Origin of the sequence: Streptomyces sp. cg35, from assembly GCF_050410835.1 — a bacterium.
GTDB lineage: Bacteria > Actinomycetota > Actinomycetes > Streptomycetales > Streptomycetaceae > Streptomyces.
The window spans coordinates 5,602,163-5,617,677 of sequence record NZ_CP191268.1; the positions used below are offsets into that span (position 1 = coordinate 5,602,163).

The 15,515-nt window shown below is 71.3% G+C and carries 15 protein-coding genes and 2 tRNA genes; 6 read left to right on the forward strand and 11 right to left on the reverse strand.

Annotation, left to right across the window (positions count from 1 at the left end; genetic code table 11):
* Window positions 1–2 precede the first annotated feature (2 nt).
* Window positions 3–76: transfer RNA gene (locus tag ACQUQD_RS25665), tRNA-Lys, on the forward strand.
* A gap of 157 nt (window positions 77–233) precedes the next feature.
* On the opposite strand, the gene ACQUQD_RS25670 is transcribed toward ACQUQD_RS25665, so the two are convergent.
* The 5 genes from ACQUQD_RS25670 to ehuB all read right to left on the reverse strand — a co-directional run bounded on the left by ACQUQD_RS25670 (window position 234) and on the right by ehuB (window position 4,270).
* Window positions 234–1,004, reverse strand: a complete 771-nt coding sequence (locus ACQUQD_RS25670) for an IclR family transcriptional regulator (protein ID WP_428954481.1) — start codon at window positions 1,002–1,004, stop codon at window positions 234–236.
* A gap of 171 nt (window positions 1,005–1,175) precedes the next feature.
* On the reverse strand, window positions 1,176–1,991 hold the full coding sequence (ehuA, locus tag ACQUQD_RS25675; RefSeq protein ID WP_428954482.1) for an ectoine/hydroxyectoine ABC transporter ATP-binding protein EhuA: 816 nt from the start codon (window positions 1,989–1,991) through the stop codon (window positions 1,176–1,178).
* Window positions 1,981–2,598, reverse strand: a complete 618-nt coding sequence (ehuD, locus tag ACQUQD_RS25680) for an ectoine/hydroxyectoine ABC transporter permease subunit EhuD (RefSeq protein WP_428957656.1) — start codon at window positions 2,596–2,598, stop codon at window positions 1,981–1,983. The genes ehuA and ehuD overlap by 11 nt, the downstream gene beginning before the upstream one ends.
* A gap of 32 nt (window positions 2,599–2,630) precedes the next feature.
* Entirely contained in the window at window positions 2,631–3,368 is a 738-nt protein-coding gene (gene ehuC, locus ACQUQD_RS25685) for an ectoine/hydroxyectoine ABC transporter permease subunit EhuC (protein WP_428954483.1), read from the reverse strand.
* Window positions 3,365–4,270 carry an ectoine/hydroxyectoine ABC transporter substrate-binding protein EhuB gene (ehuB, locus tag ACQUQD_RS25690; RefSeq protein ID WP_428954484.1) on the reverse strand — a complete coding sequence of 302 codons (906 nt, stop codon included), beginning with the start codon at window positions 4,268–4,270 and terminating at the stop codon, window positions 3,365–3,367. The genes ehuC and ehuB overlap by 4 nt, the downstream gene beginning before the upstream one ends.
* Window positions 4,271–4,379: 109 nt before the next feature.
* Between ehuB and ACQUQD_RS25695 the strand changes: the two genes are divergently transcribed.
* The gene (locus ACQUQD_RS25695) at window positions 4,380–4,889 is read left to right on the forward strand and encodes a DUF3830 family protein (RefSeq protein WP_428954485.1); all 510 of its coding nucleotides are present in this window, start codon (window positions 4,380–4,382) and stop codon (window positions 4,887–4,889) included.
* Here ACQUQD_RS25695 and ACQUQD_RS25700 read toward each other — a convergent pair.
* Both ACQUQD_RS25700 and ACQUQD_RS25705 read right to left on the reverse strand, forming a co-directional pair.
* A complete protein-coding gene (locus ACQUQD_RS25700) occupies window positions 4,876–6,288 on the reverse strand; it encodes an amidase (protein WP_428954486.1) in 1,413 nt (470 codons plus the stop codon). The genes ACQUQD_RS25695 and ACQUQD_RS25700 overlap by 14 nt on opposite strands.
* 46 nt (window positions 6,289–6,334) lie before the next feature.
* The gene (locus ACQUQD_RS25705; RefSeq protein ID WP_428954487.1) at window positions 6,335–7,333 is read right to left on the reverse strand and encodes a D-2-hydroxyacid dehydrogenase; all 999 of its coding nucleotides are present in this window, start codon (window positions 7,331–7,333) and stop codon (window positions 6,335–6,337) included.
* A 265-nt stretch (window positions 7,334–7,598) separates the two neighbouring features.
* On the opposite strand from ACQUQD_RS25705, the gene ACQUQD_RS25710 reads away from it, so the two are divergent.
* From ACQUQD_RS25710 to ACQUQD_RS25720, 3 genes are all read left to right on the forward strand, one after another.
* The gene (locus ACQUQD_RS25710; protein WP_428954488.1) at window positions 7,599–8,420 is read left to right on the forward strand and encodes a maleate cis-trans isomerase family protein; all 822 of its coding nucleotides are present in this window, start codon (window positions 7,599–7,601) and stop codon (window positions 8,418–8,420) included.
* 3 nt (window positions 8,421–8,423) lie between these two features.
* Complete coding sequence (locus ACQUQD_RS25715) at window positions 8,424–9,155, forward strand: maleate cis-trans isomerase family protein (RefSeq protein ID WP_428954489.1); 732 nt, start codon at window positions 8,424–8,426, stop codon at window positions 9,153–9,155.
* Window positions 9,156–9,262: 107 nt separating this feature from the next.
* A complete protein-coding gene (locus ACQUQD_RS25720) occupies window positions 9,263–10,360 on the forward strand; it encodes an LLM class flavin-dependent oxidoreductase (protein ID WP_428954490.1) in 1,098 nt (365 codons plus the stop codon).
* A gap of 198 nt (window positions 10,361–10,558) precedes the next feature.
* Here ACQUQD_RS25720 and ACQUQD_RS25725 read toward each other — a convergent pair whose 3' ends face one another.
* Window positions 10,559–12,388, reverse strand: coding sequence for a putative bifunctional diguanylate cyclase/phosphodiesterase (locus ACQUQD_RS25725; protein ID WP_428954491.1), 1,830 nt, complete (start codon window positions 12,386–12,388; stop codon window positions 10,559–10,561).
* 296 nt (window positions 12,389–12,684) lie between these two features.
* On the opposite strand from ACQUQD_RS25725, the gene ACQUQD_RS25730 reads away from it, so the two are divergent.
* Window positions 12,685–13,971 (forward strand): M6 family metalloprotease domain-containing protein, encoded by a 1,287-nt coding sequence (locus ACQUQD_RS25730; RefSeq protein WP_428954492.1) that lies wholly within the window; start codon window positions 12,685–12,687, stop codon window positions 13,969–13,971.
* Window positions 13,972–14,362: 391 nt separating this feature from the next.
* On the opposite strand, the gene ACQUQD_RS25735 is transcribed toward ACQUQD_RS25730, so the two are convergent.
* The 3 genes from ACQUQD_RS25735 to ACQUQD_RS25745 form a co-directional block, all read right to left on the reverse strand.
* Window positions 14,363–14,436: transfer RNA gene (locus ACQUQD_RS25735), tRNA-Lys, on the reverse strand.
* Window positions 14,427–15,041 (reverse strand): bifunctional DNA primase/polymerase, encoded by a 615-nt coding sequence (locus tag ACQUQD_RS25740; protein ID WP_428954493.1) that lies wholly within the window; start codon window positions 15,039–15,041, stop codon window positions 14,427–14,429. The genes ACQUQD_RS25735 and ACQUQD_RS25740 overlap by 10 nt, the downstream gene beginning before the upstream one ends.
* A gap of 111 nt (window positions 15,042–15,152) precedes the next feature.
* A complete protein-coding gene (locus tag ACQUQD_RS25745; RefSeq protein ID WP_428954494.1) occupies window positions 15,153–15,509 on the reverse strand; it encodes a hypothetical protein in 357 nt (118 codons plus the stop codon).
* Window positions 15,510–15,515 lie beyond the last annotated feature (6 nt).

Sequence of the window (15,515 nt, forward strand, 5' to 3'; positions counted from 1 at the left end):
ACGCGCCGCTAGCTCAGTTGGTTAGAGCAGCTGACTCTTAATCAGCGGGTCCGGGGTTCGAGTCCCTGGCGGCGCACGTTGTCGGTGGCGGGATGTGTTCGCGGAAAACGCGAACCGTCCCGCCATCGTTGTTTTTGCGCGACTGCGTCGCGCGTTGCGGGGGCTCCGCCACCCGCACCCCCCATCTGTCGAAGGCCCCTCGTGAGAGCGAGGGGCCTTCGGTGTGTGCGGGGTCAGATCGTCAGTGACAGCAGTACCGGTGCCGCGCTCTTGTTCAGGCGGTCCGCCGCGTTGTGCAGGCGGTGGGCGTGCTCGACCGGGAGGGAGAGGGCCAGGCAGCCGACCGCGGAGCCCGCGGTGATCGGGACGGCCGCGCAGACCGTGCCCACCGCGTACTCCTGGAGGTCGAGGACCGGGACCGTCGCCGGCTGGGCGGCCAGCTTGGAGAGCAGCACCTTCTCGTTCGTGATGGTGCGCGAGGTGAGGCGGGCCATCTTGTGGCGGGCGAGGTGGTCGCGCCGGCCGTTCAGGTCCAGCTGGCCGAGGAGGCTCTTGCCGACGGCGCTCGCGTGGGCCGAGACCCGGAAGTCCACCCACTCGTTCACCGCGGGGGTCTCCGGGCCGGACGCGTACTGCGTGATCTGGACCTCGCCGTCGATGTACCGGCTGATGTAGACCGCGGCGCCGACGGAGTCGCGCAGCTCGTCGAGCGTGTCCTGGAGCTTGTCGGTGAGGGCGGCCGCGCGGCCCTCGGCGGAACCCAGCCTGGTCAGCGTCTCGCCGGTGACGTACGCGCCGTCGGCGGTCTGCTGGACGTACCCCTCGCGGCGGAGCATGCGCAGCAGCGCGGTCAGCTGGTCGGCGGGCAGGTCCGCGACCTGTGCCAGCTCGGTGTCGGTGATGCCGACGCCACGGTGGGCGACGGCTTCCAGCACGCGAAGAGCGCGCTGCACCGATCGGTGCGGCTGGTACGACGAGGCGTCCTGCTCGTGCTTCAGCGCCACGGCATCCCCCTGCAAGGATCGGTTCCGGACAGCTGGCTCCGTCCACGATAGCCGCCAACGCACCCAATCGGGGCGCCTGTTGACGAGATTGGTGGCGCGTTCCATGCCTCTCAGCAGGAACGCGCCACCGTGGCATATGCCAAAGTCATGCCCCATTCGGTGCGTGGCTGGTCACAGCACCGCGCTCAGGAACTCACGCGTCCGCTCGTGCTCCGGCTCGGTGAAGATCTTCTCCGGCGAACCGGACTCGATCACTCGGCCCGCGTCGAACATCAGCACCTGGTCCGAGATGTCCCGCGCGAAGTTCATCTCGTGGGTGACACAGAGCATGGTGATGTCGGTGGTGTGCGCGATGTCCCGCAGGACGTCGAGGACACCGGCCACCAGCTCCGGGTCGAGCGCGGAGGTCACCTCGTCGAGCAGCAGCACCTGCGGGCGCATCGCGAGCGCCCGCGCGATGGCGACGCGCTGCTGCTGGCCGCCGGAGAGCTGCGTCGGGTACGCGTCGCAGCGATCGCCGAGGCCCACCATGTCGAGCAGCTCGCGGGCCCGCTGCTCCGCCTCGTCCTTGGACAGGCCGAGCACGGTGACCGGCGCCTCCATGACGTTGCGCAGGACCTTCATGTTCGGGAAGAGGTTGAACTGCTGGAAGACCATCCCGATGTTCTTGCGGACCTCGCGGACGTGCTTCTCGCCGGCCGGGACCAGCTTGCCGTTCTTCTCCTCGTGCGTGAGGTAGTCGCCGCCGACCTTGATCGTGCCCTCGTCGGGCTTGATCAGGGTCATGAGCAGCCGCAGGATCGTCGTCTTGCCGGAGCCGGACGGGCCGATCAGCGTGACGTGCTTGCCGGAGGCGACGGAGAAGTCCAGCTCGTCGAGGACGGTGTTGGCCCCGAACCGCTTGGTGACGTGGTCGAACCGGATGAGTTCGCTGCCGTCGACGGCGGGGTTTCTGATCTCTTGGGAAGTGCTGCTGTCAGCGGACAAGGCGACGCTCCAGAACTCGGACGAGAAGGGATGCGGGGTAGGCGATGAGGATGAAGGCGATGCCCACGACGGTGATCGGCTCGGCGAACTGGAACGTGGCGGCGCCCTCCAGCTTCGCTTCGTTCAGCATCTCCAGGACGCCGATGCCGAGCAGCATCGGTGTGTCCTTGAGCATGGAGATCACGTAGTTGCCGAGCGCCGGGACCACCCGGCGGATCGCCTGCGGCAGGATCACCGCGGTCCAGGTGCGCCGGACCGGCAGGCTCAGCGCGGTCGCGGCCTCCCACTGGCCCGCCGGAACCGCCTCGATCCCCGCCCGGTACACCTGCATCGTGTACGTCGAGTAGTGCAGGCCGATGGCCACGATGCCGGTGGTCAGGGGAGAGAACTGGATGTTCCACTCCGGCAGCACGTAGAAGATGAAGAAGAGCTGCACCAGCAGCGGGGTGTTGCGGATGAACTCGGTGATCACGCCCACCGGCCAGCGGACGAACCGGGTGGGCGCCCGGAAGGCGATGGCCCACACGAGCCCGAGGGCGAAGGAGATCAGCGAACCCAGCACCACTGCCTGCAGGGTGACGAGGACGCCGTCCCAGAAGGTCGGCATGAAGTCGCCGACGGCCGACCAGTCCCAGCTGTTCACGCGACACCTCCGGTCTTGGCCACGTCCTTGTCGAGGTCGGTCGTACGGCTCGTCGACAGGTTCTTGAAGAAGCCGGGCTCACTGGGCTGACCGATGTTCGCCTTGGTCTTCCGCTCCAGGCTCCGCATCCCGCGGGACAGCACGAAGGCGATGACGAAGTAGATGACCAGGCTGATCGAGTAGATCTTGGCGCTCTCCTGGGTCGCCAGACGCACCAGGTTCGCGGCGAACGAGGTGTCGGCGACGCCCAGCAGGGACACCAGCGCGGTGCCCTTGAGGAGTTCGATCAGCAGGTTGCTGAACGGCGGGATCATCTCCGGGACGGCCTGCGGGAGCAGGATCAGCCGCATCCGCTGCCAGGGCGTGAAGCTCAGGGCGATGCCCGCTTCCCGCTGCGCCGGGGCCACGGAGTTGAGCGCACCGCGCACCACCTCCGCGCCGTACGCCCCGTAGGACAGGCCGAGCGCGAGGACGGCCGCCCACAGGGGGACCAGCTGCCAGCCGAAGAGCACGGGGATGACGAAGAACATCCAGAACATCAGCACCAGGGCAGAGGTTCCGCGGAAGAGCTCGGTGTAGAAGCCGGCCAGGAACCGGACGACCTTGAGGCGGTGGGTGCGGGCCATGCCGATGCCGAAGGCCACCGCGGTCGCCAGGGCGGCGCTGTAGATCGTCAGCTGGATGGTGATCCAGATGCCGGGAAGGATCCAGTGCTGCCAGAGTCCGCTCGTCATGCGCCGCAGAGCTCCTTCGCCGTCAGGGTCGTCATTTCCTTCTCGGTGAAGCCGAACGGGCGCAGGATGTCGAGGAGTTCGCCGCTCTTCTTCATCTTGCCGATCTCGCGGTTGAACGCGTCGCGCAGATCCGTGTCCGTGGGCCGGAAGGCGAAGCCGCCGCCGTCCACGTGCTCCTTGCCGTCGACGAGCGGGGCGAACGCCGCCGTCGCCTCGACCCTGTTGCTGCCCTTCACCACGGTGCGCACGGTGAGCGCGGTGCCCGCGAAGACGTCCACCCGGCCCGCCTCGACGGCATCGCGTCCCGCCACCTGGTCACTGAGGATCGTGATCTTCTTCTCGGGGTAGCCGGCCCCCGTCGCGTACCCGATCTCGGCGTAGCCGGTGCCGGTGGCGAACCTGGCCTTCTTCTCCACGACGTCCTTGTAGTTCCGGATGCCGAGCGGATTGCCCTTGCGCACGATGAACGCGTCCAGCATCTGGTACTCGGGATCGGCGAAGATGACCTGTTCGCAGCGTTCGGCGTTGATGTACATCCCCGCCGAGACGACGTCGAACTGCTGTGAGTTGAGCCCCGGGATCAGGGAGCCGAACTCGGTGGCCACGGGCTGGACCTTCTCGATGCCGAGCCGCTTGAAGACCACTTTCGCCAGTTCCGGCGCCTCGCCGGTGAACTCGCCGTCCTTGTCGACGTAGCCGAAGGGAACCTCTCCGGCGATGCCCAGCCGGACCACTCCCTGGGCCTTCAGTCGTTCAAGGGTGTTGCCCTTGTCGATCCTGCTGCAGCCGCTCGCACCGCCCACGGCCACCGCCGTACCGAGTGCCGCGGCACCCGCCAGAAGTGTTCTGCGGGCTATGCCGCTTGGATCTCGCCGGTTTCGTCTTTGAGGAGTCGGAGCCATGGGCGCGCGGCTACCCGACTCGATTCGAACTATGCCGATCAATTCACGCCCCTGATGCGGGCGAGGCGGTCTTGACCCACCGGGGTGGATGAGGCCGACCATGGAGCGCATGGCTGACTCATCGGATCGATTCATCGAAGTCTCCCTGGCCAAGCGGGGAGTTGCCTGTACGGCGAAGCTGCTCGACGACCGCGCGCCGCTCACCTGCGCGGCGGTGTGGGACGCGCTGCCGCTCGTCTCGGACGTCTACCACGCCAAATACGCCCGCAACGAGATCTACGCCCTGTTCCCGGCATTCGCGGAACAGGAGCCACCGCTGGAGAATCCGACGGTGACTCCCATTCCGGGTGACCTCTGCTATTTCTCCTTCAACGGGACGCAGTTGGGCAGCCAGTCCTACGGGTACGGGAGCGGGGCCGCGCTGGCGGCCGGCACTCCCGTCATCGACCTCGCGCTGTTCTACGAGCGCAACAACCTGTTGATGAACGGCGACGTGGGCTGGGTGCCCGGGATCGTCTGGGGGCAGGTGGTGGAAGGACTGGACGAGATGGCCGCGGCCTGCCAGGACCTGTGGCGGGCCGGGGCGGTGGGGGAGACGCTCGGATTCAGGCGGGTGTGACGACCGCCCGGGGGTCCGCCGCGATCCCCGCCTCGTAGAGCGCGTCGGCGACCCGCAGCACCAGCCCGTCCCGATGGCGGGCCCCGACGACCTGCAGGCCCACCGGCAGTCCGTCCCCGTCGGCCCCGACCGGGACGGACGCCGCCGGCTGCTGGGTCAGGTTGAAGGGGTAGGTGAACGGGGTCCAGCCCGTCCAGCGCCGCAGCCCCGAGCGCCGCGGCACCTCCACCCCCGCCTCGAACGCGGTCAGCGGCAGCGACGGCGTCACCAGCACGTCGTACGTCGAGTGGAACAGGCCCATCCGCCGGCCGAGCGCCATTCGCGTGTCCACCGCCGCCAGATAGTCGAGCGCGCTGTACCGGGCGCCCTGCGCGCAGATCTCCTGCAGCCCCGGGTCCAGCAACTCCCGCTGCGCGGGCGACAGATGCTGCACCACCCGGGCGGCCCCGCTGAACCACAGCACGTGGAACGCCTCGACCGGATCGGTGAAGTCGGGGTCGACCTCCTCCACGTACGCGCCGAGCCCCGCGAGCCGCGTCACCGCCTCCCGCACCCGCGCCGCGACGTCCGGACGCACCGCCACCTGCCCGCCGAGCGACGGCGAGAACGCCACCCGCAGCCCGCGCACCCCGCCCCGCAGCCCCTCCCGGAAGCTCCCGGCCGCGGGGGACAGCCCCGACCAGTCGCGCGGGTCCGGGCCGGAGATCACGTCCATCATCAGCGCCGCGTCGGCCGCGCTGCGCGTCATCGGCCCCACGTGCGCCAGCGTCCCGAACGCGGACGCCGGATACAGCGGCACCCGCCCGTACGTCGGCTTCAGCCCGAAGATCCCGCAGAACGAGGCCGGGATGCGGACCGAGCCGCCGCCGTCCGTGCCCAGCGACAGCGGGCCCGCGCCGACCGCGACGGCCGCCGCGCTCCCGCCGCTCGACCCGCCGGCCGTGCGCGCGGTGTCGTACGGATTGCGGGTCACCCCGGACAGTGGTGAGTCGGTGACGCCCTTCCAGCCGAACTCGGGCGTGGTGGTCCGGCCGACGAACACCGCCCCGTGCTCGCGCAGCCGGGCGACGGAGGGCGCGTCCTCGTCCCAGGCCCCCTCCTCGCGCACCGTCCTGGAGCCGCGCAGGGTGGGCCCGCCGCGCTGCAGCAGGATGTCCTTCACCGTCACCGGCACACCGTCGACCAGCCCCTGTGGCTCCCCGCGCCGCCAACGCTCCGCGCTCGCCTCCGCCTGCGCGAGCGCGCCCGCCGCGTCGGTCCGTACGAACGCGTTCAGCCCCGGCTCGGTCTCCTCGATCCGGGCGAGCACCGCCCGGGTGGCGTCGACAGGGCTGAACTCGCCCTTGCGGTAGCCGTCGAGAAGGTCCTGCGCGGTCAGTCCGGTGAGCTCGGTCGTCATCCGCCCCTCCACACCATGGGTCAGCGCCATGGATCAGCGATCAGGATCAGTTCCCGGGGACATACCCACGTTTCTTGTCGACTACATTCGTCAGTGGCCGGCCGGCCTCCCAGCGGCCGTACAACTCGACGAACTGGCGCCCCAGTTCGTCCCGCCAGCCGACCGTGTCGCCGCTCATGTGCGGGGAGACGATCAGTCCGGGAGCCGTCCACAGCGGGCTGTCCTCGGCCAGCGGTTCGTGCTCGAAGACATCGAGCGCCGCGCCCGCGATCCACCGCTTGTGCAGCGCGTCCACCAGGTCGGACTCCACGACCAGCTGCCCGCGCCCCACGTTGATGAAGCGGGCGGAGGGCTGCATCACGCCGAACCGGCGCGCGTCGAACATGCCCCGTGTGTCCTCGGTCAACGGCGCCGCGCACACCACCCAGTCGGCGCGCGCGAGCAGCCGGTCGAGGTCGGCGGGGCCGTGGATGCCGGCCCGTGCCCGCCGCCCGACCAGCGCCGAGGTGATGCCCAGCGCCTTCAGCTGGGCGGTGATCGCGTGCCCGATGGGCCCCGAGCCGATCACGCAGGCCCGGGTCCCGGCGATGCGCTGCGACTCGCGGTGCCGCCATTCGCGGGACGCCTGCAGGGCGAGGGTGCGCGGCAGGTCCTTGCCCATCGCGAGCACCAGCGCGGCGACGTACTCGGCGATGGGCTGGTCGAAGATCCCGCGGGCGTTGGTCAACACCGCGTCGGAGTCGACGAGTTCGGGGAACATCAGCCGGTCCACGCCCGCGCTCGCGGTGTGCACCCAGCGCGGCCGGGGCCCCTCGCCGGGCCAGGCCTCGCGCACCACGTCGGAAAGGAAGTCCCACACCAACAGCGCGTCCGCCTCGGGGAGTCGAGCGCGCAGCTCGCTCGCGTCCGCGGCGTGCAGCACCCGGGCCCGGCCGGTGAGACTGCCCAGCCGGGGCGGCGGCGCGGGCGGCGCGGCGTCCAGGACGAGGAGGGTGGGCCGGTCGCGGTCGGCCTCCTCGGGGCCGGAGCCGTCAGGGCCGGACACGGCAGGGAAATCGTTTCGCAACGAAGCTCCGCTTTCCTTGGGGGAGACACGTCGGGAACGTCGCGATCATGGCGTGCGAGCCGCCTCGCGGCATCCATCTGACATGGGCGGATTGACCACGCTGGCACCTGAACCTACCTTCGTCAACAGGGGCACTGCGTCAGCGGGTTCCCCTCCTCTTCGCTGTCCCGACGTCCCGGCGGCGGTCCGCCGGCTCAAGCACCGCATCGACATCCACACGTCGTCTGAACTTGGGGCATGCTCTATGGACGTCTCTTTCCTGGGGGGACCGCAGCCGCAGTGCGGCGTCGGCGTCGTCGCACCGTTCGACTTCGCCCTCGACCGTGAGCTGTGGCGCTGGGTCCCCGACGAGATCTCCCTCCACCTCACCCGCACCCCGTTCGTCCCGGTCGAGGTCAGCCTCGACCTGGCGCGTCTGGTCAGCGAGCACGAGACGCTCGGCGAGGCGGTACGGGCGCTCGGCGCCACCGAACCGAAGGTGCTCGCCTACGCCTGTACCTCGGGCAGCTTCGTCGGCGGCATCGCGGGCGAGCGCGCCATGTGCGAAGCGATGCGCCGGGCCGGCGAACTGCCGGCCCTCACCACCTCCGGCGCACTCCTGGAGGCGCTGGACGAGCTCGGGGCGCGCCGCATCGCGCTCGTCACGCCCTACACCCAGTCGGTCACCGAGTCGCTGGAGGACTACCTGGCCCAGGCCGGCATCGCGGTCACCGGACGCGCCTACCTCGGCCTGACCCGGCACATCTGGAAGGTCCCCTACCGGGACGTCGCGGAGATGGCGCGGCAGGCGGTGGGCGGGGCGGCCGACGCGCTGTTCATCAGCTGCACGAACCTGCCCACGTACGACGTCATCCCGCAGCTGGAGGCCGAGCTGCGGATGCCGGTGATCTCGGCCAACCAGGTCACGATGTGGGCAGCCCTGCGCCGACTGGGTACGCGAGCGGTGGGGCCCTACCAGGCGCTGCTCGATCCGGCGGCGCGAGCGCAGTGGCCCCTGCCGGACCAAGGGCTCCGGCCCGGACAAGGCCTTCCGGAGCTCCCGGAGGGCCAGGAAGGGTGGGCATAGGACATGACCGCGCTCGGATTTCTCTACCCAGGACATTCCGCCGAGGACGACTATCCGCGCATCGAGATGCTGATCGACAGTGACGTCCGGCTGTCCGTCGTCCACACGGACATCGGTGAGGACGCGCACCGGGTCGACGCGCTGCTCGAGATGGGCTCGGCCGGGCGGCTGGCCGCGGGCGTCGAGGAGCTCAGGCTCTCCGGCGCGGAGGCGGTGGTGTGGGCGTGCACGTCCGCCAGCTTCGTCTTCGGCTGGGACGGCGCGCACGACCAGGTCAGGGAGCTGGCCCGGACCGCGGGCCTGCCCGCCTCCAGCACCTCGTTCGCCTTCGCCCACGCGGTGCGCGAGCTCGGGGTGCGCCGGGTGGCGGTCGCCGCGACGTACCCGGCGGATGTCGCGGACCATTTCGCCACGTTCCTGAAGGCCGCCGGCGCCGAGGTGCTCTCGGTGCGGGGCAGCGGGATCATCACGGCCGCGGAGGTCGGCACCTGGGGCTGGGACGAGGTCCTGGCGATGGCCCGGGCCGGTGACCATCCGGACGCCGAGGCGGTGCTCCTGCCCGACACGGCGCTGCACACGGCCGCGTACGTCCGTGACCTGGAGAGCGAGCTGGGCAAGCCGGTCCTCACGGCCAATCAGGTCACCGTCTGGGAGGCGCTGCGCCTGGTGGGCCGCCGGGTGAACGCCCCGGCGCTCGGCGCCCTCTTCACGAAGGAGCCGGTGGTCCAGGTGTAGCCGGGCCGGGGGGTCGTGCCGGGAGCCGGCGGGGAGCACGGGGAATAAAGCGGAGTAAGCCTCCGTTACGTCGGGGTTACACAGACCCACGTCACCAGGAGGACCCCGTGCCGGCCAACCACGACGAGATCCGCGGCACCGCCCACGGCACCGCGCCGACCCCCCTCTCCGTCCTGGACCTGGTCACCGTGGGCGCGGGCCGCACCGCCACGCAGGCCCTGCGCACCAGCGTCGACATCGCGCGCCTCGCCGAGCGCCGCGGCTTCCACCGCTACTGGGTCGCCGAGCACCACTCCATGCCCGGGGTGGCCTCGTCCTCCCCGGCCGTGATCCTGGCCCACCTGGCCGCCCACACCGAGCGCGTCCGCCTCGGCTCCGGCGGCGTCATGCTGCCCAACCACGCCCCGCTGGTGATCGCCGAGCAGTTCGGCACGTTGGAGGCCATGGCCCCGGGCCGGATCGACCTCGGCCTCGGCCGCGCCCCCGGCACCGACGGCGCCACCGCCGCCGCCCTGCGCCGCACCGACCGCCTGAACGAAGGCGCCGACGACTTCCCGCAGCAGCTCGCCGAGCTGACCCGCTTCCTCGACGACGACTTCCCCGACGGCCACCCCTACTCCCGCATCCACGCGGTCCCGGGCCCGGTCCAGGCCACGTCGCCCGGCGGCGTCCAGGACCCGCACCGCCCGCCGGTCTGGCTGCTCGGCTCCTCCGGCTTCAGCGCGCGCCTCGCCGGGGTCCTCGGCCTGCCCTTCGCGTTCGCGCACCACTTCTCCGCGCAGAACACCATCCCGGCGCTCGACCTGTACCGCGAGTCGTTCCGGCCCTCCGAGGTCCTCGACAAGCCGTACGCCCTGATCGGCGTCTCCGCGCTCGCCACCGACGACGACGGCACCGAGGCCCGTCGCCAGGTGATGGCCGCCGCCCTCAACATGGTCCGGCTGCGCACCGGCCGCCCCGGACTGGTCCCCACGCCCGAGGAGGCGGAGGCGCACCGGTTCAGCGAGATGGAGCGGGACTTCATCGACTCCTGGAACTCCAACGTCATCCACGGCACCGTCGACGAGGTCCGCTCCGGCCTCGACGACCTGCACAAGCGCACCGGCGTCGACGAGCTGATGCTCACCGCCAACGCCCACAGCGGCGAGGTGCGCCTGCGCTCGTACGAACTCATCGCGGACGCCTACGGGTTGCCGCAGGCCTGACACGGGCGCCGCCCCTCGCCGCACATGCACGGCGAGGGGCGGCGGCATCTTCATGACCGTCACCGGCCCCGCGACCAGCCGTACGTCGCCGCCCTGCTGGCCGGCCCCGCTTCTGCCGGCGCCCCGACGTCGCCCACCGCCCGGTGCGCGGGGTGAGCGATTTCGGGGCGGCGTGCCGGACGGTGCGGGACGACTCCGTCAGCGGTTCCTGGACCCGACGGCGAGCAGGTGCGCGATCCGCTCGGCCTCGACGGGACGCGAGTACAGCCACCCCTGCCCCGTGTCGCACCCGAGGGACCGCAACCGCTCCGCCTGCTCCACCGTCTCCACGCACTCCGCGGTCACGGTCAGCCCGAGCCGGTGGGCCAGCTGCACCAGCGCCTCCACGATCACCGCGTCGGCCGGGTCCGCGGGCGCGCCCTGCGCCTCGTCGTCCTGGAACCCCCGCACGAACGCCCCGTCCAGCTTCAACACCGACACCGGCAGCCGGCTCAGATACGCGAGGTTGGAGTAGCCGGTGCCGAAGTCGTCGATGGCGATGCTCACGCCCATGTCGCTGAGCGCCCGCAACGCCTGCAGCGGGCGGCCGGCCGAGCCCATCACACCCGACTCGGTGAGCTCCAACTGCAGTATCTCGGGAGCCAGTTGTGTCTCCTCCAGGATCTGCGCCACATCGGCCACCAGATCCGAGTCCCACACCTGACGCACCGCCACATTGACGCTCACCACCAGCGGCGGCACCCCGGGGTGCTCCTCCTGCCAGCGCCGCGCCTGCTCGCACGCGGTCCGCAGCACCCACCGTCCCAACTGCACGATGGAGCCGTCCTCCTCGGCGAGCCCGATGAACCGATTCGGCGTGAGCAGGCCGAACTGCGGGTGCCGCCAGCGCACCAGCGCCTCCACGCCGCGCAGCCCACCGTCCTCAAGACGCACCAACGGCTGGTACTCCAGCACGAACTCGCCCCGCTCGACGGCCGGCCGCAGCCCGGACGACAGGGTCTGACGGGTCATCCGACGGGCGTTGCGCTCCGGGTCGAACAGCGTCCAGCGCGCCTTGCCGTCGGCCTTCGCCCAGTACAGCGTGGTGTCCGCGGCCTGCATCAGGCCCGTCGCGGTGGTGCCCGCGACCTGCCGCTCGACGATCCCGATCGAGGCCGAGACCGACAGCCGCTGCCCGGACAGGTCGAACGGCTCCTGCAGCGCCCTGAGCACCGCCTCCGCCAGATCCGCCAGCTGTTCCGTACCGGTCGAGTCCTCCACGAGGAGCGCGAACTCGTCGCCGCCGAGCCGGGCCACCAGCGGGGCGCCGGTGGCGTGCCGGGCCAGGTCCGCGCAGTGCGTGAGCCGCTCGGCGACGGCGGCGAGCAGCCGGTCGCCGACATGGTGGCCGAGGGTGTCGTTGACCGCCTTGAACCCGTCGAGGTCGAGATAGCACAGGCCCACCCGGCCGGTCGTGCCCGAGCCCTCGTACGTACCGGCCTCCAGGGCGGCGGTCAGCCGCTCGAAGAACAGGGCACGGTTGGGCAGCCGGGTCACCGGGTCGTGCATCTGCAGATGGCGCAGCCGGGCCTGGAGGTCGCGGTGCTCGCCGATGTCGCTGAGCGAGAGCAGGACGACGTCCGCGCCGGGCACGGGCGACACCGTGATCCGTACCCACATGGAGTGGCCCGCGGCGTGCTTGAGGCGGCGGGTGCGGCCGAGCCGGGCCTGCCGGCCGCGGAGCACCTCGGCGTAGGCGTCCCGGGTGCGCGGGTCGGAGGTCAGGTCGAGCAGTTCGGCGGCGTCGCGGCCGACGAGCGGCCGGGTGCCCTCGCCGTGCAGCAGCGCGAGCGCGGCCGCGTTGGCACCGACGATCACACCGTCGCGGCCGACGAGCAGCATGGGCTGGGGCGCGGCGAGGAACGCGGCCCCGTGCACACCCTTCGGGCGGTGCTCGTGTGGCCGGCCACTCTCCGTGAGGAATTCGGGGCGCGGGCCGGGCGGGGACACCTCCGCCGCGGTCGTGGGCCCTTCGGGCTGTGCGCTCACCGCTCGCTCCCATGGTGCGTCGTCTGGTCGCGTGGTCTGCTGCGGCCGGGTCCCGGCAGGGAAGAGTGCCGATCATAGAGGCCGGTCGGAGGGCCTATCCAGCCTCGTCCACGGGGCAGTGGGGTTCCAGCCGGACGGACCCGGGCCTGTCAGATCGTTTCTGCCCGCATCCGGTCGGGCTGCTGCCGCACCTCGATCAACTGTGACGTTCCGTGACCGTTCGGGGTGTCGGTCCCTCACTCATCCGGGCCAGATAAACAGGGCGAAGGACTACAAATACCCACACTCTGGGTTGGGTGTCTCACATTCCCCTCCCGGAGGTCGACTTGCCGCGTCCGCAGCCACCCGGGGGAGTGGACAAGCCCCGCCTGCGCGCCACCGCGGCGGCGCTGACCGCTCTCACCGCCCTGGCGGCCACAGGCCTCGTAGCGGGCCCGGCGGCCGCCGCTCCGTACGCGGGCCCGTGCGCACTGGAGCGCACCGCGGCCCACCACTCCGAAGGCCTGGACACCTGGAACGCGGCCTATCCGCGCCCCAAGAAGACCCTGAACGCGGTGATGGTCTTCCTCTCGTTCCCGGACTCGGCCCCGCTGACCACGCCCGAGGAACTGACGGCCGACTACTTCCCGGCCACCAGCCGCTTCTTCGAGCGGGCCTCGTACGGCAAGTTCCGGCTGGAGCCGCACCCGCAGCGCACCTGGCTGGAGATGCCGAAGGACTCGACGGCGTACGCGATACGGCGTGACTGGGACGCGGCGCACCGCAGCGCGTACCTGCGCGACGCGCTGCGAGTGGCGGACCCGCACACGGACTTCAGCAAGTACGACGTCGTCTACTTCGTCGCCGACCCGGACGCGCCGGGCGTCGACTCGGACGCCACGAAGGTGGTGAACTTCGACCGGCCGATGCGGGCGGACGGCACGGACATCCGCCGCATCGTCACGGTCTTCGAGCAGCATCCGCCGGACCGCAACGTCCTCGCGCACGAGACGGGGCACGTCTTCGACCTGCCCGACCTCTACCACCGGCCGTCCGACGGCAAGGGCGACTGGGACACCTACGTCGGTGACTGGGACGTCATGGGCAGCCAGTTCGGGCTGGCGCCCGACTTCTTCGGCTGGCACAAGTGGAAGCTCGGCTGGCTCGATCCGCGGCAGGTGGCGTGCGTGTCCCGTACGGGGTCGACCCGGCTGACGCTGGAGCCGCTGAGCACGGCGCCGCACCGGGCCGGCGCCCCGTTCGGCACCGGCGACGGCACCAAGCTGGCGGTCGTACGAACCGGTCCGGCCACCGCCATCGCCCTGGAGGCCCGCGGCGGGGGCGGCAACGACAGCGCCACCTGCAGCCAGGGCGTCCTCGCCTACCGGGTACGCAGCGACTCCTCGTCCGGCGGCGGCCCCGTCCAGGTCCTCGACGCCCACCCGGACACCGAGGCCTGCTACGGCGACTCGGTGTACCCACCACTCGCGGACGCGCCGGTCGGGGTCGGGGAGAGCTACACGGCGGCGGGCGAGAAGGTCCGGATCGAGGTGGAGGACCGGACGGCCTCGGGCGCCTGGACGGTCAAGGTGACGACGGGCTGATCCGGCCCGCCACTCATCGGTCTGAGCTGTGGCCCTGCTGGGGGCGGGAGGCAACGAGCTCCCGCCACCGGCTGGCCTGTGCGGCGTCTGTGTGTGGACGGTGCGAGTGACAGCGCCCCGGGCGGCGACCCCGCGCTGGGGGTGTGGGTGGCGGAGCCCCCACAACGCGCGACGCAGTCGCGCAAAAACAACGGTGGCGGGACGATTCGCGCTTTCCGCGAACACATCCCGCCACCGACAACGTGCGCCGCCAGGGACTCGAACCCCGGACCCGCTGATGCTGCTTTCTCCCGGGGGGTAACCCCCGGACCCCCAGCCGCGAAGGGTGCCGAGGCGGAACCGGTCCAACACCGAAGGCCCCCCGCTGATGCGAGAGGCCTTCGATCGTCTGTGCGCCGCCAGGGACTCGAACCCCGGACCCGCTGATTAAGAGTCAGCTGCTCTAACCAACTGAGCTAGCGGCGCCTGCTGACGTCGTAGACCTTAGCATCCTGATCGGCGGCAGGAAAAATCGATATCCGCACCGCCGCGTGGGCGCTGGCCCGGGCCGCCCGGACGCAGGCCCAGAGCAGGACCTCGGGGCCCGGCAACCAGGGGCGCCGGGTGTCGGGGGCGACCACCCAGCGGGACTCCAGGCGCTGGTCGGAGCCGGGCGCGGGCGCGGGCACGGTGACCGCGTCGCCGGTGCCGTGACAGAGCAGGGGCGGCACCGCGGGGCCCCACTCCTCCCATTCGAGGAGCGAGGGCAGGCGCTGGGCGGTGCCCGGCGCGGTGAACAGCAGCATGCGGCCGCGGTGGGCGGCGACCGGGCCGGAGCCGGGGCCTTCGTCCCAGAGCCGGTCTAACATGCGGCGGCCGAAGATCGCCGGGACGTTCACCACGTCGAAGACGGAGCCGCAGGGCAGCACCACGGGGGCCGTGGGCCGGGACTCCCAGTGGGCCAGCGTGGAGCGCGGATACGATCCTGCGGATGCGAGCCAGGCGGCGCCCTCCGGAGTGACTCCGCTGACGTCGAAGCGGTCGTCGAGGTTGCCGGGGGCAGGGGCAAGGTGGGGGTGTGCGCTGCTCATGCCACCCACATCTACAGGGCGTGCACGCATAGCTCCCAACGGTTGCGGGAAACCGGGACAGGAGGGGGCGGGGTGGAGTATCTTGCCCCTCTGGCATATGCCAAAAGATCTTTACGGGGTCTGCTCGGTGGTGCCGCGCAGCAGGTCACGGCCGAATTCGACCATCTTCTTCGCATAGTCCTCGGTCCACTCCGCGCGCTCCGCGATGTCGGCCGTGGTGAGCCGGTCGAAGCGGCGCGGGTCGGCGAGCTGGGCGGCCGCGATCGCCTGGAACTCGACGGACCGGTCGGTCGCCGCGCGGAACGCGTGCGTCAGCTCTGTGGCGCGGGCCAGCAGCTCGCGAGGGTCCTCCAGGGACTCCAGGTCGAAGAAGTGCTCCGGGTCGGCGGCGGCCTGCGCGGGCTCGAAGATCAGCGGGGCGGGCCGCAGCCGCGGCTGCGGGGTACGGGGCCGCTCGGGCTCCGCCATGGTGGT